Source organism: Clostridium sp. UBA1652 (assembly GCF_002320975.1).
Lineage (GTDB): Bacteria > Bacillota > Clostridia > Clostridiales > Clostridiaceae > Clostridium_T > Clostridium_T intestinale.
In genome coordinates this window covers 1-21,228 of record NZ_DCLI01000084.1, presented here as the reverse complement: position 1 = coordinate 21,228, position 21,228 = coordinate 1, and the positions used below count along the sequence as shown (strand labels likewise).

Below are 21,228 nucleotides of genomic sequence, written 5' to 3'. Positions count from 1 at the left end.
TTCACTCTACCTTATTAAGTTTACCATATTAATATAATTTAATTTATTTTTGTCCTTGTTTATATACAGGAACTTTTTTACCCAACCAATAATTCCCTACTTTTTCTGTTATCCATGGCATCACATAATAGTCTAATCCAAATGTTCTACCAGCTCCTTGCATTAAAGCAATCGCAGAGAATATATACCATAATATACTCCATTCACCCATAGCTGATAATATAAAGTTAAAGCCCATGAATATTGATGCTGCTGAAGCTAAGAAAGTAAATAATCCTGCTAATAAGCATAAACCTATACCTAACTCTAGTAAAACAACCATTCTTTGGAACCATACCGCTACATCAGCATTTGGAATCATTATTTTCATAACAGCTTCATAGAATTTTGGCATATGTTCTAACATTGGAACTGGAAGCGCTGTTGCAGCATCAGTTGTTGCTTCAGATGCTCCAGAGTTAGCAGCTGCTTGAACCCAGTCAAATGGCATTTTAACATTTCCAGCTTTAAACCATGAATCATTTGCTAATCCATTGGAGAAAATATTGAAAAATCCTTTTATTCCTTTATCATCCCAAGTTCCTTCACCTACAAGTTTCTTAAGACCCTCTAGTAGCCAAATAACTCCTACATATAATCTTAATGGAACAAGCCATAATCTATTACCTTTTGAAGCTAAATGTCCTCTCATTATGTTTCTCTTATCTTCTATTGAGAAGAACTCATGATTTAAATAATGATAACATGCATTTATTCCATTTACACCCCATAAATAATATAGGTTAACCATATGTTTCATAAATAAAGCAAGGAATCCAGATAATTTTATACCCGCTAGGTTAGCAACTCCATATTTTCCTCCAATAGAAACCATAAATCCATGATAATTTGATTTAAATTTAGTCATTTCTTTATTTTCTATTGATGCAACTATATTACTAACAGCAGTATTTGCTGTTTGCTCTGCAGCTTCAACAATTTGAGGAGTTCCTTTTCCTGGTTCTTCTTCAAAATAAGTTAAATCCCCAACAACAAACACATCTTTTTTACCTACTGCTTGCATGTATTCATTTGTTTGTAATCTTCCTGCTCTTGCAGTTTCTAATCCATATTCTTTAACTTCTGCATTAGCTTGTATACCACAAGTCCAAATTAAAGTATTAGTTTCTATTTCTGTACCGTCTTTTAGAACTATTTTATCTTCAGTAACTTCTACTATTGGGGAATTTTTAAGTACTTCTACCCCTTTTCTAACCATATAGCTTTCAGCTTTGTCAGCTTGTTGTCTATCTAACATATTAAGAATTGTTCCCATAGCTTCAACAACTAATAATCTAACTTCACTTTCATCTACATTGTATTCTTTAGCTAACTTTGTTTTCCATTCAATAAGTTCCCCAGCCATTTCTATTCCAGTGAAACCTGAACCTGCTACAGCAAAAGTTAACATCTTCTTTCTAGCTTTAACATTTCTTTCTTTAGATGCTTTTTCAAACATCTTTTGAATATGTTCTCTTATTTCTAATGCATCTTCAAAAGACCATAAAGTAAATCCATTTTCTTTAACCCCTGGTACTCCAAAAAATGCTGGTTCTGAACCTGTACCTACTATTAAATAATCATATTCATAGCTACCGTGAGTTGTTTTTACAACTTTTTTATCAGTATCTACTTTTTCGATATAGTCAGTAACTAGATTAACTTTTGTTCTAGCAAAAATCTTAGTTAAATCGACTTGAACTGACTCCTTATGAACTCTTCCACCAGCTACTTCATGTAATTCAGTCATTAATGTGTGGAAGGTATTTTTGTCGATTAATGTAATCTCAACATCATCATTCTTTTTGTATTTCTTTGCTAATTTTTTAGCAGAATGAACTCCACCATAACCTGCTCCAAGAACAAGTATCTTTTTCTTATTAGACATTTTACCACCTCTTTAATTTATTCTTACATTTTTGTTTAGAAAACATACTTAAATACAAATCCATATTCATTTTATCCTTTTTTTTTCGCTATGTCTATAGATAAAGAGTGTCATTTTCTTATTTAGGTTAATAGTTTATCAATCCCGTTTTCTTTTTAACAACCTGCTTTTCAAGGTTTCTTAAACATTTTCACTATATAAAAATCATATAAGTTTTTTTAATATAACATAAGTAACTTTAATTATATTTATTCGAAAAAGCGTGTATAATTAAAAATGTTGATGGAAATAATATCTTTCTTGTCAACTTTTTCACAATATTATAATATAAATTATATTTTTAAGGGGGATTCTCTCAATGAAAAAGAAAACTTTACTAAGTGTTATCGCTGCTGCTACTTTAGCTGTAACTATATTTGCTGGTTGCGGAAAGAAAGAAGACACTGCAAAAACTAACACTGACACACCTACTAAAACAGAAGACAAAACTGATGCTGTAACTACTGCATCTATAGTTAACGATGCTGATGCTTTTGTAAAAGCAGCTAGCAAAGAAGGTACTTGGATCATTGCAACTTTAGGAGATCTTAAAGTTGATAAAGAAATCAAATTAGAAGGCGAATTTAAAAATGGTAAAAAAGACGATAAGGGTAATGATGTTATCCAACGTAAAATAGGTCTTTATACTCAAGATGCTGATCGCAATGTAACAGCTAGATTTACATTAACAGCTCCAAAATTAACAGTTACTAGCCCAAATGCTAGAATACAAAGCGGAACTTTCAAAGGTGATGTTTATGTATCTGTTGATAACTTCCAATTAGTTGATGCTAAAATCGATGGAAACTTATACTTTACTACTGATACAGCAAAATCTACATTCAAAATGGATGATAAGAGTTCTGTAACTGGAGTACAAGAATTAAAGAAATAATTTACTAAATATAGGAGGTATAAAGTCATATGACTTTATACCTCCTTCATTTTTTATTTATCTAAATAAACTAATTGTTCTTGGTATAATTCTATCTTTAAATAAGCTACCATTCTTTCTACTATCTTATGATGTTTTTTGAACTTAAATTCTTGAGTTTGACAAACATTTTCACATTTATCATCTTTTCCATGTTTCTTGCATTTTTCTTTTCCGTATTCTTCAAATTCATCATATTCTGCAAATTCATTGTAGTTATCATAACCGTAGTCTTTTCCACCAACATCTTCACTATCTATAGCTTGGTCTGCGTCAAATATTCTAGCTTCTGCTAATCTACAGAATGGTTTTTCAATATAAATTATCTTATCAGCAAAATCCCATTCACATTTAGAATTACCCATTTCAAATCCGCCGCAAGAACAATCTATTGATTTATTGCATTTAGTGAAGTAGTTAATTTCTTTTCCATTTTCTCTACATTCTATTACTGGTTTTTGGATATAGTCGATTTCTGTAGCTGTACTAAATGGAACTTTTACTGTAGCGTGTTTTATTGCTCCAACCATAATTTGTCCGTTACAACCTGGTTTTCCAGCAACTGCATACTCTATATTTTTTTCTATATATCCAGTTAAAAATAGCTTTCCATATCCTTTATCAGGGTTTACAGGATCTACTTTACCACAATTAACCATAAGTTTACATTGAGTTATATATACTTCTTTCTTTACCCTCTTTATTTCATATAAATCGTCACATAATTCTATACAAGATTGTAAATCGATTTGTACATCTCTAACTGATAATAAAACAGGAAGCCTAGTATAAGTTACTCTACATCTAGGGTTTATTGATGCATTAGTGCTTGAGCTTAAATTTACTTCTTCTGAGTATATTTTACTTGAACAGTATTTTTTAGACATTTGTTATTCCTCCTCTTGTCCATCGAGTTATCTTCTGTAATAATAGTATATTCTCTACTTCACATGTTGTTACACCTTTCGACAGTTTTGTGTTATTTATATTAAAATATATTTTTCTTCCTCAAATTAACATATAACTCATTTATTACATATAATAATTAAAAATGAATTGTGGAGGTTTATATGGATACAGAAGAAATTCTACTTAATGGATTCCTAACTGAAGAAGAATTACAAAACATTTCTTTAAGACGCGGTTATCTAATGGAAGATAAAGATTATTTATTTCTATCCGACAAATCCTATCCTTTAAAGAAATTAATAAGTATAGATTTATCTCTAAAAATTGTTTCATTTAAAAGCCTATTAACAGCAGACAGCAAGATAAATTATTTTGAGGGAGTAAAGGAATTTAAGATATCTTATGCAGATGATAATGATGACGAGGTTAATCTTACAAAAAAGGCCCCTTTTAATGGTAGCTTTATTACTCCACTTAGAGAATCATTAAAAAATGTTCAAGTTCATCTAATACATGGATACTTCTATGTAGCTGACACAAATATTATTGACTACTATATAAGCTACTTCTTAAAATATGGCGTTAAACCCAACTCTCAAACCTCGAGATACGATACTGATTCAGAATTTTATTAGGAGGTTTTTATGAAAATTCTATTTGATGGTTTTGGAATTACTCATCATGTAGGAAATTCCTTAGGATCCTACACTAATGAGATTATTTCATTAATCAATAACACCGAAGATGAAATAGATTTTAATGTACTTCTTTATAATATAGATAAGCCAACTTCCGATTTATCATTTAAGAATGTAACTCCCCTTTACCTTAATATAGATAGGAGTATATATCCTTCCCCTAATATAAATAATGTTATAAATAGATATGAAATAGATCTTTATCACGATCCAAATAATGGCTTTCTTGCACCTGAAGAGCCTATAAATAACTATATAGTTTCTCTGAATACTTTATTACCGTATCTAGAGCCCACTCTTGTAGATGATAAGTTCAAAAGAAGTTTTTATAAGAGAGTTCCATACGCTTTAGAAATTTGTAAATATCTATTAGTACCAACTAAAGCTTTTAAGGAGGATGTTTTAAGAACCTTTCCTAAAATGAAGGATAAAATAATATGCTCTTATCCAAAAATAAACGAGATATTTTCTCCTAAAGATACATTAGAATCATCTAAGTTTATTTTAAATAATTATAATATAAATTCTCCATTTCTACTTTATGTTGGTGATATTTCAAAAAGAAAATCTATTGAGAAACTTATTTATATTTTAAAAAATCTAGCATCTACGCCTCTGAAGCTTGTTTTAATTGGAGATTATAAGAAAAAAAAATACGCCTATTACAGACATATTTTAGAACTAGCATCATCACTTTCTTTAGAAGATAAGATTATATTCTTAGGTAAAATACCTCAGCATAATTTACCTTACTTTTATTCTAATGCATTATGTACAATTGACTTTTCTATATATAACTCCTACCCTCTATCATCAGTGGAGGCTGTACTCTGTAAATCTGTAGTTATAGTAAATGATACGCCTTCTAATAAAGAAGTCTTGAAAAACTCTGCTTTCTTTATAGATTCAGCTAACTTAAATATAGCTGTAGATATGATTAAAACCTTATACTCGAGAAAAAATATAAAGGGAAAATTAACCAGAAACTTATCTACTCCAGTTGTCGGAGATTTAAAAGAACTATTTAACTTGTATGAAAAATAATAATAGGTGGATGACTTATCCACCTATTATAATATTTCTGTTAACACATCAATAACTTCACCCTCGGTATTATCATAAATAAAATTAATCACTTCATTTATAATTTCATTTGATTTATTTGTGCTATTACTTACACAACATAATCCTATAGTTAACTTTTTATGTTCATCCATACTTTCTATCTCAGCTACAGAAACATTAAACTTATTTTTTATTTTAGCCAATATACTTCTAGAAACCATACGTTTTTCTTTTAAACTATTCGCCCAAGATATTCTAATAACTATCTCAGCAGTACCTATAATCAATCTAAACACCTCTAAGTTATATTCTTTCTAATATTATTTCCCAATCTTCGTTAATTATAGACATCAATATTACATCATCATAAATTCCTTCAATTCTATTAAAGTAATAATTCTTTCTTAAACCTTCTTCAATAAATCCTACATTCTTAGCAACCTTTAAAGAAGGAAGATTTTTATAATTTATATTTACCTCTAATTTATGAAGATTGATATAAGTAAAGCAGAAATATACAAACCATTTTAGTATATGCCTCATTATTCCTTTATTCGTATATTCGTCATTAAGAATATACCCTATCTCTCCCCTTGAATCTTGAGAGTCTATAGAAAATAACCCTATTAGACCTATTACCTTATTACTATTCTTATCTATTACTACCCAATCTATTCGTTCTCGTTTATCATACTCTTCTAAAAGCTCTTCTATAAATACTCTAGCATACTTCTCATTTATACTACTAGGCGATCTATAAAATATAGGCTCTTTTCTATTTTTATAAATTTCTATAATATCTTTTCCATCCTTTTTGTCCGGTTTTCTTAAAATATATTCATCTAATTCTAATTCAACAAAGTCATTAAATATTTTTTCCAAGTAATTTAGTCTCATATAAGCAACTAATTCCATAGAAATTCTCCTAAATATTATTTATATAATATTTATACTTTTAAAATTACTTGTTATGAATACTTTTTAGTAAAAAAGCTCCTCAAAATTATGAGAAACTTTTCTTAAAGTTTGAATCTTTCTATTTTAATTACTTAGTATATTAAACCAAGAAATTCTTTAAATACATATAATAGGCTCCTTTAGCTGGTGATGTGTCCTCGTCTATAAAAGCATCTACTTTTATATTTTCTAATAAATATCTTTCAAATTCTTGCCTTACTATTTTAGATTTCTTTAAAACACCACCCACTATACCTATCTTACAGCTTTCAAAATTCAACTTATTGAATATTCTCTCAGTAGTTTGTGCAATAGCTTTTCCTTCATCTCTTAAAATTTTAATAGAAATATCATCCCCCATTTCCCCTAACTTAGCAACAATAGGGGTTATAGATGCAATCTCATCCTTTGTCTTTGAGTATACAAACTCTATTATCTCATTAACCTCTTTTTTATTTAAAAATTTTAATATCTCAGTAGAAAGAACACTAAGTTGGAAACCATAATCATACTCGTATATCATGTTTTTTAAAGCCTCTATAGCAATTTTATATCCACTACCTTCGTCACCTAAAAGATTGCCCCAGCCTCCACATCTAGCTTCTTGTCCATTTTTTATTCCAAATGCTATGGAGCCAGTACCAGCTATGGTTAAAATTCCATCTTCTCCCCTTAATAAAGCGTTAAGAGCCAATTGACTATCATTCATTATTACTGATGATATATTAAATTTTTTCTTTATAGCTTCATAAACTATCTTTGAATTATCCCCTGATTCTGATCCAGCTAGTCCTAGATATACGCCCTTTAGTCCTTCTAATCCTAACTTGTCTATCAATTCTTTTAAACCCGATAGAATATTATCTAAACCTTCTTTTTTACCATTTAGAAGATTACCGAAACCTCTTAATGCTCTATCCATAATCTCTCCATTTAAATCAAAGGCAACGATTTCAGTTTTAGTTCCACCACCATCTACTCCAATAACATAATTAACCATACAAACCTCCACATATAATAATTAATTCTAATAAGATACATTATAATTATGTACATTCTATAATCTAGTATATATATGTACAACTTCATTCGCAAGGTCTCATTCTTACAATTTTAGTTCATACATTTAAAATCTCTTAATTTCATAAATTACAAACTTTAAATGATTAAAAAAAGGTACTAAATAACCTACCGAATTATTTAGTACCTTTTATCTTATGCTGACATTGTAATTTCTAGTGTAACTTCTTTCCCATCTCTATTAACAACTATTTTAACTTTATCGCCTTCATTTAGCTTATTCTTTTCTTCCGAAAGTTCTGATGAAGTTTTAATGCTCTTTCCATTAAATCCTACTATAACATCTCCAGCTTTAATTCCTGCCTTTTCTGCCGGTGAGTATTCTACTACACTTGCAACATATATACCTTCAACTAACTTATACTGTTTTGCTGCATTCTTATCTAAATCTCTTATACTTATACCTAATGTTAAAGATTGTTTGCTTAATGCTCCTATTTTATCCTTTACTGAGTTTATAGGAATTGAAAATCCTATTCCTTCTACACCAGCTTCACTAATCTTAGCTGAATTAATTCCTATAACTTCTCCATTAGCATTTATTAGAGGTCCTCCACTATTTCCTGGGTTTATTGCAGCATCTGTTTGAATATATACTGATGTACTACCATCTTGATTTTGAAGACTTCTGCTAGCAGCACTTACTATACCTTTAGTAACCGTTCCAACAAACTCTTTTCCTAATGGATTTCCAATAGCTATAACTTCTTGACCTGCTTGAAGTAAATCTGAATCTCCTAAAGTTGCTACCCCTGGCACCTCAACTTTTTCTACTAGCCTTATCATAGCTAAATCTGCATTAGCATCATAATTTACTATTTTGGCTTTATACTCTTTTCCATTATTAAAGGTTACATTTACTTCAGTAGCACCTTGAACAACATGGTAATTAGTTAATATATCACCATCTTCATTTATTATAAATCCTGATCCCACACCCTCTTGTGGTTGATTAAAGAATCCATTACTTACAGAACTTTTAGTTGAAACACTTACTACTGCTGGAGCAACTTTATTAACTACATCTGTTACGCTTAATGAAGTTGTATTACTTGTGAAACTAGGAGTTGTGTATGATATATTCTTCGTTTCACTTGTTCCCTTTAATGTTCCATTCTCAAGAGCTGTTTTAATAATATAATAGGTCGAAGGAATAGATATTGATAAAGTTAAGGCCATCGTAACTAAACCTACTAATAAATATTTGCCTATTCCATTACCTTTTTCCTTTTTATTTTTTCCTTTATTATTTTTCCCATCACCAATCATTACAAAATTAGGTGAATATGTTTCTCCATTCTCAGAATCTCCATTTCTAAAATCACTCATGAAAAGAAACCTCCTTATAATCAATTATTTTAAGTATTATATCCATATTTAAAATATAAAATAATACTGTGTCATCTTAATGACAAATATAAAGTAATATTTTTTCACATATTTTAACCGTATTTATAAACTACAACATTAGTTTTAAATGACTGGACAACAGGTTGACCGGTCAACCTGTTGTCCAGTCATTTAATATAAAAAACTACCTTAGAATAATCTCTATATTCTAAGGTAGTTTAGTTATCTTTTTACTCTTCCTTTTTCAACTGCATACTTGATTGCCTCTAGAACTTTATTTTTGTCTTCAACTGGTATCATCTGCCCATTTGATTCTGTAACTAACTGATTTATGTATCTTGAGGTTGATAAAGTTAAAAGACTTTTATCAAGTTCAACATTTTTATTTCTTGATATTATAGCCAAAGGAGAATTCTCAATCAAGCCTTCTTTTTGAGAATTACTTTTCTTCTCCAATATGTTACTTGCTTCATTATTCATAGCACTAGGATATTTACTTCTTATTCTGTTTGATATAAATTCATTTTTTAATTCTGTTTGTCCTTCAGAAAATAAGTTTTCTGGAATCTCTAACATCCCAAGTCTGTACTTAATATAAGTTAAACCAAAATAAGATTGAGTAGTTTCTAATTTACTATTCTTTTTTATTTTAATGTAATTAGATATGTATTCTTCATTATCTAATTTACTTTCCACTATAGGATCTATCAAAACCATAGAATTCACAAGATCACCATAGGTATTAGCGAAGTTAGTCATAATTAATGAACCATACCCGGCCCCTACTAAAACATACGGTCCCGATATGCCTGCCTTATTTAATAATAACCTTAAATCCTCAGCTTGTCTTTGCGGATCTAATCCTTCTCCGCCATCACTAAATCCATATCCCATTCTATTATATGTAAATACCCTAACACCTAAACTATCCGCTACTTCTCTAGTAATAGTATTCCATTCATTTGAATCTACGCCTAAATCTCCATCAAATATTACTGTCATATCTCCAGAACCAATACTATTGTAATAAACTCTGTTATCATTTATTCGAGTATATTTAGTTCTTGGTTTATATTTTTCATTATAAACCTTAGTCACTGCAAACTGAAACACTAACCCCATTAATAAAATAGTTATAAGACTGTATATCAGAAACTTCATTATAGCTGATATAGGAATTTTTTTTCTAATTCTTAACCTTTTTATACCATTTGAGTGCGGAATTAAATTCATAACTTCTCTATTTCTCCCCTAATTTTAAATTTGGTTTTGCATTTAAATCCATTGTGCTAACATTTCCAAGCTCCCATTGATAGTACGCAGCGCTTCCTATCATAGCTGCATTATCTGTACATAATTCTAGTGATGGAAATAATATTTTTATTCCCTTTTCATTACCCTTATTAATCAAGTTTTCTCGTAGTCCACTATTAGAAGCAACTCCACCTGCTATAGCTATCCTGTCTATTCCTCTTTTTTCACACGTTACCATAGCATTATCTGTTAACACTTCTACAACAGCTTTTTGAAAGGATGCAGCTACATCTGCAGCATTCACTTCTTCATTCAGCATAGACTTCTTATTTAGATAATTTAATACTGCTGACTTTAATCCTGAGAAAGAAAAATCTAAGGTGTCATCATGAAATCTAGCTCTTGGAAATGATATGCTATTAGGATCCCCTTCCTTTGAAAGTTTATCTATCTTAGGGCCCCCTGGATAACCAAGTCCTATTGCTCTTGCCACTTTATCATAAGCTTCTCCAGCTGCATCATCCCTAGTTTCACCTATTATTTCATACTCACCATAATCTTTAACATATACTATAAAAGTGTGTCCTCCTGAAACAACTAAAGATACAAATGGAGGTTTTAAATCCTTATGTTCAATAAAGTTTGCACATATATGTCCTTCTATATGATTAACCCCTATTAATGGCAAGTCTAAGGAGTATGCAAGCCCTTTCGCATATTGAAGCCCTACAAGCAGTGCCCCTACTAGCCCAGGTCCATAGGTAACACCTATAGCATCTAAATCACTAAGCTTCATATTTGCTTTTTCTAATGCCTCTTCTACTACAGTATTTATAACTTCTATATGTTTTCTTGAAGCTACTTCTGGAACAACTCCACCAAATTTTTCATGTATTTCAATCTGAGATGATATAACATTAGATAAAACTTCTCTTCCATTTATAACAATTGCTGCTGAAGTTTCATCGCATGAACTCTCAATAGCTAAAATTACTTTTCTATCCATAAATATTACCCTCTTCTATCTTAAATCTTCAATTTGTATTATACTTTATAGTAGTTGCATTATCAATTTAAAGAATCTTACAATTTTATAACAAGGAGTAAACACATGAAAAAATCTTATGCAAAAGTTATAGTTGCCGGCTCTCCTATCACAAAATCTAATTTTAAACTTTTCAATGAATCAGGAAGAGCTATCCTACCTTATAACTCTGGAAAATATCACGATAGATACGCTTTATATGAAGAGGAAATTTCATACTGTGCTAGACTTCAGAATCCAGGTATAGTAATTGATGAAGCTCTTATAGCTGTTCTTAAGGTCTATTATAAAAGTGAAAAAAGGCATCCAGATACAAATAATATTACTAAAAGTATCTTTGATGGGATCGAGAAAAGCGGCTTAATTATAAACGATGCTCAAATAAGAAAGATACATATTGAAGAATTTTATGATAAAGAAAACCCTAGATTTGAATTAGAGTTATTTGGAGAAAGTCAATATGAGATTAGTTATACAATAACTCCTAAAGATATAGAATCTGAAAAGATAACTTATTCACCTCCTCCAAACAGCAAACTAAAAAAACAAAAACCTGCATTAAAAAATATTATTGATGCTCCTGACTCTAAAGGAAAATGTTCTATATGTAATAAAGTACTCATAGCTAATGATTATAAAAAAGCTGACGGTGGTAAAACTTTAATATGTACTAAGTGCTTTAATAAATTATTTTAGAGGTGATTTATGGATATTGTTTTTATAGGAGATAGTCTTACTTTTGGATATGGAGTATCTAAAGAAAAATCGTGGGTTAATTTATTAGTGGAAAACTATACTTTTACTTACCTTAACAAAGGGGTAAATGGTGATACAACCATAGGGATGTTGTCTAGATTTTTTAATGATGTTGTTAATATAAAACCTAAATACTGTTTTATTCTTGGAGGTACTAATGATTTATTATCGGGTAAAAATATAACATCGGTTTATGAAAACATCCTTTTAATGATTAAAGATTGTATTGATAATAAAATAGTCCCCATAATACTATCCCCTCCTTATATATCAGAAAAGGAAGCAACCTCAAGATGGAGTTCCTACCCAGACTATTCAGAAATAAATGAAAACTTATTAACTCTAAATAATAACCTGAAATTTTATTGCCAAAAGGAAAGTCTTTTCTTCGTGGATTTATTTAATACTACGAATACAGCATTTCTTAATAATGAATATATATACTTAGATGGCATTCATTTTAATAATTCAGGTCATAATTTAATTTATATAACTGTAAATCAAACTTTTAAAAATATAGCTAAAAAGTCTAGTTAGTAGACCTTTTAGCTATAAATACTTGTATATTCCCTTATATACTTCTCAGCAGCTTCTCCTGCTATATACCCTGTTTCTATTGACCTTTTTACTAAAGACTTTGTATTAATAAGTGTTCCACAAACAAATACTCCTTTTTGTGATGTCATAAGATCCTCATTAATTAATGGAGTAAGAGAGTCCTCTTCAATCTTTATTCTAGCCTTTTTTAATAAATCAATTTCCGATCTCCAAGCCACTGAAAGAACTAATCCATCACAATCTATTTCTGAATATTCATTAGTTTCCTTATTTAATATTTTTACCTTACTAACTCTCTCTTTTCCCATCACTTCTTTTATTACTGAATTATATAAGATAGGTATATTGAAATCTTTTGGAATCTCTTTATTTTTACTTTGAGTAGCTTTAATTTCTGAAGAACTTTCTATTATTGCTTTAACATCAGCTCCTTCAACTACTAGGCTTCGTGCCACTATCATAGATATATCAGAAGAATCCATAATAACAACCTCTTTACCTGGCAAATATCCTTGAAGGTTAATTAATCTATGCACAGTTCCTAAAGTATATATTCCTGTATAATTTTTAGTTGCAATATGAATTTTCCCAGTATATTTTTCTCTTGATCCTGTTGCAAAAATTACACTTTTAGCTTTAATAAAGCAGATACCTTCTTTTGGATTCATATATGTTATAATTCCTTCACTATTAAAATCTATAACAATAGTTGAAAGTTTATATTCAATATTAAATTCATCTAATTTACTTATAAAAAAATGTATAAGTTCTGGTCCAGTTACTTCTTTTCCAAGTACGTCTTTCCCAAAACCATTGTGAATACATGGAACTAAGGCTCCTCCTAAGTCCTCTTCTCTTTCAATTATTAATATATTTTTAACGCCTTTTTCTTTTGCTCTTATTGCTGCTGCCATTCCAGAGGGACCTCCTCCAATGACAATCAAATCATAGCTGGCTGCCATACACATAAAGTCCTTTCATTTAAATATTAATTATATTTGTTTAATTTAATTTTATCATAGAATATTTATTTTAAAATAACTTTTGAATAAATTGCTTTTTAAAAATAAAAGCTATAGGTATAGGAGGTGATAAAATGGCTAAAAAAGTTAAGATAAAACATGATCCTAAAGCAGAAAGTGCTAGAGCAACTTTTGGCGAACCTAAAGCTAAGGAACATAATCCTAAAGATTTTAAAATATAACATAACAAAAGAAGCAGATCATTGATCTGCTCCTTAAATCTTAAATATATTTTTTATTGTCTTACCATAATTTCGACTTACAGGTATCTCTTCCCTAGTACCTCTTAGTTTCAATATATATGTACCATTAACCCAAGATATTATATTTTCTATTAAGTCTAAATTAACTAAATACTTTCTATGACATTTAATAAAATTAAACTCTTTCAATCTATCTTCAACATTATTTAAAGTTTCATCAGATATAAAACTATCTTTATCTGTTACGATATTTACATGTCCTTCATTTGCAACACAATATATAATTTTATCAACATCTACTAAACTCAATTTATCTGAATTTTTTACAGGAATTTTTTTAACATTCTTAATACTTACAGTATTATTTTTTTTATCTAATTTTTCACTTAATCTATCTAATGTAGTTTTTATTCTATCTATAGAAAATGGTTTTAAAACATAGTCTTTTGCATTTATTTCAAATGCTTTTAAGGCAAATGCATCATGAGCTGTTATAAAGACAATCTCAATGTTTTTATTAAGTTTTTTTATTTCCTCAGCTACCATAAACCCATTCATCTCTGGCATTGACACGTCTAGAAAAACTGCATCTAAATCTAATTCTTTAATTTCCTCTATAGCCTGTTCAGGACTTGTGTATTTCCCAACTATCTTAAGTCCACTTTCAGTTGAAAGTAAATACTCTAATTCTTTTAATGCAATAATCTCATCATCAACTAAAGCAACATTAAGCATACTCCATCTCCTTATAAAACATTATTTATAGGTATCTTCAAGCTTAACTCAGTTTTATCCCCATCTTTTGAAATTCCATCTAGCTTGTACCCAAACTTTTCCCCATATGTATTTTTATATTCGTCTATGTATTTTGCTATATCTCCATCATGTATTAAAATAATAATTAAATCCTTTTTATCAACTTTTGATTCTACTGTGATTTTCCCCCCCACTTTAGACTTGAGCAGACCCTCTTTTAAAGCAATATATGTTATTTCTATCAAAAAACCTTTTTTTATCAAAAAGTCATCTTCTAAACTCTTAATCTCATAATCTATTTTTTCTCCAAATCTTGATTGTTGTATTTTTAAATATCCTTTAAGAACCTTAAACTCATTGGATAGTTTTGTATCATCCTCAGATTGAGAAAGGTAATATCTAAGATAATCACCTAATGCAAGTAATAATTCTCTTGCTTTGTTTCCATCTGTCCTACAATAATACATAATTGTACTTATAGCGTTAAATAAAAAATGTGTATCTAAGTTATTCGATTTGTTAACTTTTATAGAATTTTTACTAACAACCTCACTCTCAAAATCATTTAGAATTTTTACAAACATTGGTACACAAATAGAAATAAAAATTAGCCAATATTGAGGAAATACCTTGATTAGAATGATTTGCAATATTATTAATGTAATTATGATTAATTTCTTTTTTCCCATAATATATATATCGTTTAAAAATAATTTTACTTAATATATAATATGATATGAAAAATTTACAAAATCTTGTCTTTAAGCCACATTCTTGTCAATTGATTTATACCTACTATTCCTATATAATCTTAGTGGTGATATCTTTTAGGAGGTTATTTATGAATATTAAAGAATTACAAACTAATCCAGTAAAGATTATAGAAAAGAATTTAAACAAAAACCTCATCATAAGATGTATTTTTTATTTTCTTATTTTATTTTCTATAATATTTAAAGGTGTATTTTTTCAAGGCTTTATCGAAAACAAAAACGTATATAGCTTTGATTTTTTTGCAGGATATAGTTCGGCTATATATTTCTTTAAATACTATGCTGCATTTGCAGGTATTTTTTTAAGTTTTGGATTATTATTTAGAGGCAAAGGTAAGTGGATTTACCTGCTAGTAATAGATTTATTACTAACTCTTTTATTTATCTTAGACTTATGGTATTTTAGAGGCTTTATGACAGTACCATCAATTCTAGTAGCAACTCAAACTGCTAATTTAGATAATATGTCAGGCTCTATTCTATCTATGACGAGTCCAATGGATATAATTTTTATTTTGGACATACTATTATTATCTATATATATATTTATATTTAGAAAAAGCTTTAAAAACATAAAATCAAATATAAAAGGTTTTACTGTATCCTTTTTATTATCAATAATTTACATAGCCTATGTTCCTTTTAATATAAATGTATTAGGAAATACTGATGTTAAAAATTCATATCTTTTTTCAAATTATGATTCAACTGATACCGCTAGATATTTTTCATCTATAGGTTATCATTTATTTGATTTATATAATGTATATAAAGACTTAAAACCTTATGAACTTACAGCTGAAGAACAAGAAGATATTACAAATTTCTATGATAAGAAAAATGAAAATCTTCTCGATAATGAATATAAAGGTTTATTCAAAGATAAAAATCTTCTAATAATTCAAGTTGAATCACTAGAAAATTTCGTTATTGGACAAACTGTCAATGGACAAGAAATAACACCTAATTTAAATAAACTTTTAAATAATTCAATTTACTTTCCTAAAGTTTATGAGCAAGTAAATGAAGGTACAAGTTCTGATTCTGACTTAATGGTTAATACATCTATGCTTCCATTAAGAAAAGGAAGTACTTTTTTTAGGTATCCAGTAAGAAACTATAATTCTTTACCTAAATTATTAGGCGAACTTGGTTATGAGTCTACTGCTATTCATCCCGACAGAGGCAGCTTCTGGAATTATGCTCAAGGGCTTAAAGGAATAGGATTTGATAACTTTATAGACTACTACTCTTTTAATCCAGATGAAGTAATTGGATTAGGTCTAAGCGATGAAACTTACTTCAAACAAGTGGTTCCAATGATTGAAAAAATGAAACAACCATTCTATACTTTTACTGTAACATTAACAAATCATGGTCCTTTTGACTTGCCAGATAAATATAAAGAATTGAACTTAACTGGTGAACTAAAAGATTCAATACTTGGAAACTCATTTCAAACTGCTCATTACACAGATAAGCAAATAGGAATGTTCCTAGAAGAACTAGATAAGAAAGGTTTGCTTGATAACACTGTAGTTGCTATAGAAGGTGATCATACTGGGGTTCATAAATACTATAATGATAAGGTTGAAGAACTTAAAAATCCTGAGTCTTGGTGGCTAGATAAAGAGGATTCTTCTGTTCCACTAATAATTTATCAGAAAAATTTACAAAACAGCTTTAAATCTGATATAGCTGGAGGACAAATAGATATAATGCCTACTTTAGCTTATCTAATGGGTATTGATGAGAGTAAATATATCAATACTGCTTTAGGTAGGAATTTATTAAAAACAAATAAGTCATTTGCGGTAATGACTAATAGAAGTGTAAGAGGTACTTTAACTGAAGAAGAAAAAGAATTCTATATTAATAGTTTAGAATTATCCGATAAAATTATTAAAAGTGATTACTTTGAAAATTACTATAATAAATAACAAATTAAAGGAGCCTTAAGGGGGCTCCTTTAATTTATATTAATTATCGACTTCTTTAGCATCTTGTTTAAATACTTTTTCCCAGCTATCTGCTATATATCCACTGGTCCATTCGGCCATAATAACCGATTCGTTTTTATCTTTTTTTATCCTTTTAATAGGATCTCCTTTTAGCTCTGAATTTTCTATTTCATATACTAATATATAATCGTCCAATACAACTATAGCAACCTTACCATTAGGCGATGTATATATATCCTTGATTAATGGATTTTGCGCCTTAAGTATATTCCATCTAACATAAAGATTATCATAAATAATTAATTTTTTTGTATTTATCATATTTACATCAAATTTTAAATCTGCTAATGCATTGTTTTCTAATCTAGTTCTTCCTTCTAAAACCCATCTACCATTTTTTCTTACTACACCTATATTGGTTGGGTCTAGCTTAACATCAACTTTTAAGTTTGGAGAATAATTTTCTAAATTATCTAGAGCTACTTCACTTGAGTTCTTTAGGGCTTCATATCCTTCAGTTCCTGACAAAACATCTATCGCTACTCCATTTGGAGTATGTATCGTATCTACCGGTATTATCTTATATCTACTATTTTTGTCATTATAATTATCAGTAAACTCTTCTATAGATATATAGTTATTACTAATGAAGTTTAAGTTAACGTATTTACTTTCATTTTCAACTTCTAAAGTATCCTCTGAACTTATACCTTTATTATTTATATTATAGGTATCAAAATATTCTGTTACGACTCCATTTCTATTTATCTTTTTAGGAACAAGCTCCCAAAAGCCTTTTAATCTTGGATATAATATGTTTTTTCTTTCATAGACAGGTTTTGCTATTCCATTGTCTACTCCTATCCATAAAGTTCTATACGTTTCTTCCCCTACTCCATCTTCTGTTAATTCCCTATTACTTTTAAGTCCTATATATACACATTCAACTATATCATTATAATCTCTTTTTGCATTTCCATCTTTCTGTGTATCACTTGCTATGTTAGTTGGAAAATTTGATACATCACTAGATATCTTCGTAATAGTATATATAATATCATTATGAATTATCAATAATTTATTTTCTTCTAACCTCAGTATCTCTCCAATTAAAGTATTATTATTAAGTGGGCTTATTAAATCAACTTCATGATTTTCATTAGAAAATCTTTTATAACTAATATTATATTCAGCTAAAAGATACTCTTTTAGATTTACTACTCTTAATTTATACTTTACTGTATCATATAAATTATTATTAATAATCATTCTATTTTCATCCAAATATATATATTCAGTCTTTGATTCTAATGTTCGTCCCTCTTTATAGTTATACTTCTCATTTATCTTCCATGTACCCTTAAAGCTTACAGCACTTGATTGAGGAGGAGTAAGCTTTCTAAAATCTTGCCCTGAAGGCATAAATTTTGAGAAAGTAAAAACTGATGCTATCATAATTAGAATCACCAATATTAATAAAAGTTTAAAACTTCTTCTCATATTTCCTCCTTAGATTAATCTCTAAATGCAGTAGGTAGCTTTATAATTACTTCAGTTCCTATATTTTCTTGGCTAAATATCTCAAGACTTCCCCCATGGAGTGTAACTATTTCATCACATATAGATAAACCAATACCATTTTGAGATCTTGAATTTTTGCCCTTTACAAATTTTTCTTTGATTCTTGGTAAAATTTCTGGATCTATCCCACATCCATCATCTTTAATAGCTATTTTTATATAGTTTTCTTCATATTGAATTATATCTAAAGAAACACTTCCTCCATAATCAGTGAAATTAAAAGCATTGTCCAATATATTTATAAATACTTGTTTCATTCTATCAGAGTCAGCCCAAATTTTAGGTAAGTTTTCTTCTACACTTATCTTAAAATCAACATTCTCTCTATTTGCTCTTGGTGTCAGATATATTCCAATATAATCGACTATATTCTTTAAATCTATTAACTCTTTTTTCATTGCTATTTTTCCAGATACAAGTCTTGAAAAATCAAGCAGCTCTTCCACCATATTAGACAGTCTCTCTGTCTCATTTTCTATTATATTAAAACCAGTCTTTAGTATTTGTTCATCTCTATAATCACTATTTAATGTTATTACCCATCCTTTAATAGCAGTTAATGGAGTTCTCAATTCATGAGATACAGAAGATATAAAATCATTTTTTAATTTCTCTCTTTTTGATAATTCCTCTGCCATATAATTTAAGGTTGAAGACAATTTACCAATTTCATCATTTGATTCATTTATGCTTCTTATTTCTAAATTTCCTGATGCCATAGTTTCAGCTACTGTTGTTAATTCTTTAATTGGATTAATTATACCTCGCGCAAATACAAGGCTTATTATAACGCCAATAAACAATACTATGATTGATACTATCAAGAAAAATATAGCTATAACGTTTATAGACTTATTAACATCACTTAAAGATATTATATATCTAAGTACACCATTTATCTCTCCTGATGATTGTAATGGATAAGATATGGCCATTATCTTTTCTTTATTATAACCAGTTCCAATCCATCTCTCATATTCTCCTTTTAATGCTTTATTTACATCAGGAGTATCTATTATGTCACCCTCTTTTACTCCAAGTGAGTCCATAAGTAATTTTCCATTATTATTTAAAATCTGTACTTGAATATTGCTTTCATTCCAAAACATATCTATATTATCATAGATGTTTTCTTCTAGTGATAGATATGAAAAGTTCTTATTATAAAAATCTGCTGATATATTTAACTGACTCTTTAAAGTTTGCTCTATACTTGAATAGTAGTAAGTTCTAATATAACTTATCATAAGAATATTTAATATACCTACAGTAAACAAAATTATTAAAATAAAATATTTAACCATTTTTGTTTTAATACTTTTATTCACCATTTTACCTATGCTTTCCATCTATATCCCGTTCCCCATACAGTTTCTATATATTTTGGCTCTGAAGGATTATCTTCCACCTTTGATCTTAATCTTCTTATGTTTACATCCACTATCTTTGAATCTCCGAAAAAGTTATAATCCCATACTATATTTAATAGTTCATCTCTCGAAAATGCCTTGCCTGGATTCTCCATAAATATCTTTAGCATCATATATTCCTTAGGCGTTAAATCTATTTCCACTTGATTCTTATATACTTTCTGTGAATATAAATCTATTACAAATTCTCCACTTGTAATGCTTTCATTTTTTTCTTCATCCTTACCTATTCTTCTTAATAAAGACTTTACTCTTAATGTTAATTCGATTGGGTTAAATGGCTTTACAACATAATCATCTGCTCCATATTCAAGTCCCATTATCTTGTCCATATCCTGTCCCTTTGCCGTCAACATTATTATCCCCATACTAGGAAATTCTTTTCTCAATACTTCACAAACCTTAAATCCATCTATCCCAGGAAGCATTAAATCTAAAATTGCTACATCAGGCTTTTCTATTAATGCATTCTTTACTCCATCTTCGCCATTGTTTGCTTCTATAACCTCAAAATTATTACGTTTAAAATTTATAGTTAAAAAACCTCTAATACTATCTTCATCTTCAACCACAAGTATTTTATACATGTAAACACCTCTTTATAATTATAAAATAAATTAGAGAAGTCTTAATTGCTTCCCTTTAAATTATACCATATATATGAAATTCTAATCCTACTAATTGATTATACAATCCTAAATACTCTACATATATATATTACTACTTTTCTCTTTACATATAGTAACAAATATATAAATTTATATTACAAAAGAATTAAAGATTTATATAATAAAAAACACTAGGAAAAATCCTAGTGTAATAATCAAATTGGCTCCGCGAAGAGGGCTCGAACCTCCAACCTATCGGTTAACAGCCGAGTGCTCCACCATTGAGCTATCGCGGAACAAAATTTGGCGACTTCCTACTCTC

Annotated in this window: 21 protein-coding genes and 1 tRNA gene; 7 read left to right on the top strand and 15 right to left on the bottom strand. The window is 28.9% G+C overall.

Annotation, left to right across the window (positions count from 1 at the left end):
- Nucleotides 1–43: 43 nt before the first annotated feature.
- Entirely contained in the window at nt 44–1,927 is a 1,884-nt protein-coding gene (locus tag B3N22_RS17490; protein ID WP_286909053.1) for an FAD-dependent oxidoreductase, read from the bottom strand.
- A gap of 358 nt (nt 1,928–2,285) precedes the next feature.
- On the opposite strand from B3N22_RS17490, the gene B3N22_RS17485 reads away from it, so the two are divergent.
- A complete protein-coding gene (locus B3N22_RS17485) occupies nt 2,286–2,861 on the top strand; it encodes a hypothetical protein (RefSeq protein WP_286909051.1) in 576 nt (191 codons plus the stop codon).
- Nucleotides 2,862–2,914: 53 nt separating this feature from the next.
- On the opposite strand, the gene B3N22_RS17480 is transcribed toward B3N22_RS17485, so the two are convergent.
- Entirely contained in the window at nt 2,915–3,787 is an 873-nt protein-coding gene (locus B3N22_RS17480; RefSeq protein ID WP_238905985.1) for a CsxC family protein, read from the bottom strand.
- Between the two features lie 183 nt (nt 3,788–3,970).
- Between B3N22_RS17480 and B3N22_RS17475 the strand changes: the two genes are divergently transcribed.
- Together B3N22_RS17475 and B3N22_RS17470 are read left to right on the top strand one after the other, a co-directional pair.
- Nucleotides 3,971–4,444 carry a hypothetical protein gene (locus B3N22_RS17475; protein WP_238905983.1) on the top strand — a complete coding sequence of 158 codons (474 nt, stop codon included), beginning with the start codon at nt 3,971–3,973 and terminating at the stop codon, nt 4,442–4,444.
- 9 nt (nt 4,445–4,453) lie between these two features.
- On the top strand, nt 4,454–5,551 hold the full coding sequence (locus B3N22_RS17470) for a glycosyltransferase (protein WP_286909047.1): 1,098 nt from the start codon (nt 4,454–4,456) through the stop codon (nt 5,549–5,551).
- 26 nt (nt 5,552–5,577) lie between these two features.
- Here the strand turns inward: B3N22_RS17470 and B3N22_RS17465 are convergent, their stop codons facing one another.
- From B3N22_RS17465 to tsaD, 6 genes are all read right to left on the bottom strand, one after another.
- Entirely contained in the window at nt 5,578–5,868 is a 291-nt protein-coding gene (locus B3N22_RS17465; protein WP_238905979.1) for a DUF503 domain-containing protein, read from the bottom strand.
- 7 nt (nt 5,869–5,875) lie between these two features.
- Nucleotides 5,876–6,487, bottom strand: a complete 612-nt coding sequence (locus B3N22_RS17460) for a GNAT family N-acetyltransferase (RefSeq protein ID WP_286909044.1) — start codon at nt 6,485–6,487, stop codon at nt 5,876–5,878.
- A 142-nt stretch (nt 6,488–6,629) separates the two neighbouring features.
- On the bottom strand, nt 6,630–7,529 hold the full coding sequence (locus tag B3N22_RS17455; RefSeq protein WP_286909042.1) for an N-acetylglucosamine kinase: 900 nt from the start codon (nt 7,527–7,529) through the stop codon (nt 6,630–6,632).
- Between the two features lie 215 nt (nt 7,530–7,744).
- The gene (locus tag B3N22_RS17450) at nt 7,745–8,938 is read right to left on the bottom strand and encodes a S1C family serine protease (protein ID WP_286909040.1); all 1,194 of its coding nucleotides are present in this window, start codon (nt 8,936–8,938) and stop codon (nt 7,745–7,747) included.
- A 243-nt stretch (nt 8,939–9,181) separates the two neighbouring features.
- Nucleotides 9,182–10,192: an alpha/beta fold hydrolase gene (locus B3N22_RS17445; protein WP_286909038.1), complete on the bottom strand. Its 1,011-nt coding sequence runs from the start codon at nt 10,190–10,192 to the stop codon at nt 9,182–9,184.
- A 7-nt stretch (nt 10,193–10,199) separates the two neighbouring features.
- Nucleotides 10,200–11,219, bottom strand: coding sequence for a tRNA (adenosine(37)-N6)-threonylcarbamoyltransferase complex transferase subunit TsaD (tsaD, locus tag B3N22_RS17440; RefSeq protein ID WP_286909036.1), 1,020 nt, complete (start codon nt 11,217–11,219; stop codon nt 10,200–10,202).
- Between the two features lie 105 nt (nt 11,220–11,324).
- Between tsaD and B3N22_RS17435 the strand changes: the two genes are divergently transcribed.
- Nucleotides 11,325–11,954 (top strand): RusA family crossover junction endodeoxyribonuclease, encoded by a 630-nt coding sequence (locus B3N22_RS17435; protein WP_286909033.1) that lies wholly within the window; start codon nt 11,325–11,327, stop codon nt 11,952–11,954.
- 9 nt (nt 11,955–11,963) lie between these two features.
- The gene (locus B3N22_RS17430) at nt 11,964–12,551 is read left to right on the top strand and encodes a GDSL-type esterase/lipase family protein (protein ID WP_286909032.1); all 588 of its coding nucleotides are present in this window, start codon (nt 11,964–11,966) and stop codon (nt 12,549–12,551) included.
- An 8-nt stretch (nt 12,552–12,559) separates the two neighbouring features.
- On the opposite strand, the gene B3N22_RS17425 is transcribed toward B3N22_RS17430, so the two are convergent.
- Nucleotides 12,560–13,534, bottom strand: coding sequence for an NAD(P)/FAD-dependent oxidoreductase (locus tag B3N22_RS17425; protein WP_275299614.1), 975 nt, complete (start codon nt 13,532–13,534; stop codon nt 12,560–12,562).
- Between the two features lie 134 nt (nt 13,535–13,668).
- Here B3N22_RS17425 and B3N22_RS17420 point away from each other — a divergent pair, with 134 nt between their 5' ends.
- Complete coding sequence (locus B3N22_RS17420; protein ID WP_021800426.1) at nt 13,669–13,776, top strand: CPC_1213 family protein; 108 nt, start codon at nt 13,669–13,671, stop codon at nt 13,774–13,776.
- Between the two features lie 33 nt (nt 13,777–13,809).
- Here the strand turns inward: B3N22_RS17420 and B3N22_RS17415 are convergent, their stop codons facing one another.
- Together B3N22_RS17415 and B3N22_RS17410 are read right to left on the bottom strand one after the other, a co-directional pair.
- Nucleotides 13,810–14,532 carry a LytR/AlgR family response regulator transcription factor gene (locus tag B3N22_RS17415; RefSeq protein WP_073022556.1) on the bottom strand — a complete coding sequence of 241 codons (723 nt, stop codon included), beginning with the start codon at nt 14,530–14,532 and terminating at the stop codon, nt 13,810–13,812.
- 11 nt (nt 14,533–14,543) lie between these two features.
- On the bottom strand, nt 14,544–15,242 hold the full coding sequence (locus B3N22_RS17410; protein ID WP_286909028.1) for a histidine kinase: 699 nt from the start codon (nt 15,240–15,242) through the stop codon (nt 14,544–14,546).
- A 152-nt stretch (nt 15,243–15,394) separates the two neighbouring features.
- Between B3N22_RS17410 and B3N22_RS17405 the strand changes: the two genes are divergently transcribed.
- Complete coding sequence (locus B3N22_RS17405) at nt 15,395–17,266, top strand: LTA synthase family protein (RefSeq protein WP_286909027.1); 1,872 nt, start codon at nt 15,395–15,397, stop codon at nt 17,264–17,266.
- 39 nt (nt 17,267–17,305) lie between these two features.
- On the opposite strand, the gene B3N22_RS17400 is transcribed toward B3N22_RS17405, so the two are convergent.
- From B3N22_RS17400 to B3N22_RS17385, 4 genes are all read right to left on the bottom strand, one after another.
- A complete protein-coding gene (locus B3N22_RS17400; RefSeq protein ID WP_286909025.1) occupies nt 17,306–18,787 on the bottom strand; it encodes a hypothetical protein in 1,482 nt (493 codons plus the stop codon).
- Nucleotides 18,788–18,801: 14 nt separating this feature from the next.
- Nucleotides 18,802–20,217, bottom strand: a complete 1,416-nt coding sequence (locus tag B3N22_RS17395) for a sensor histidine kinase (RefSeq protein ID WP_414632243.1) — start codon at nt 20,215–20,217, stop codon at nt 18,802–18,804.
- Nucleotides 20,205–20,885 carry a response regulator transcription factor gene (locus B3N22_RS17390; RefSeq protein WP_286909024.1) on the bottom strand — a complete coding sequence of 227 codons (681 nt, stop codon included), beginning with the start codon at nt 20,883–20,885 and terminating at the stop codon, nt 20,205–20,207. Before B3N22_RS17390 ends, B3N22_RS17395 begins: the two co-directional genes overlap by 13 nt.
- A gap of 242 nt (nt 20,886–21,127) precedes the next feature.
- Nucleotides 21,128–21,202: transfer RNA gene (locus B3N22_RS17385), tRNA-Asn, on the bottom strand.
- Nucleotides 21,203–21,228: the final 26 nt, after the last annotated feature.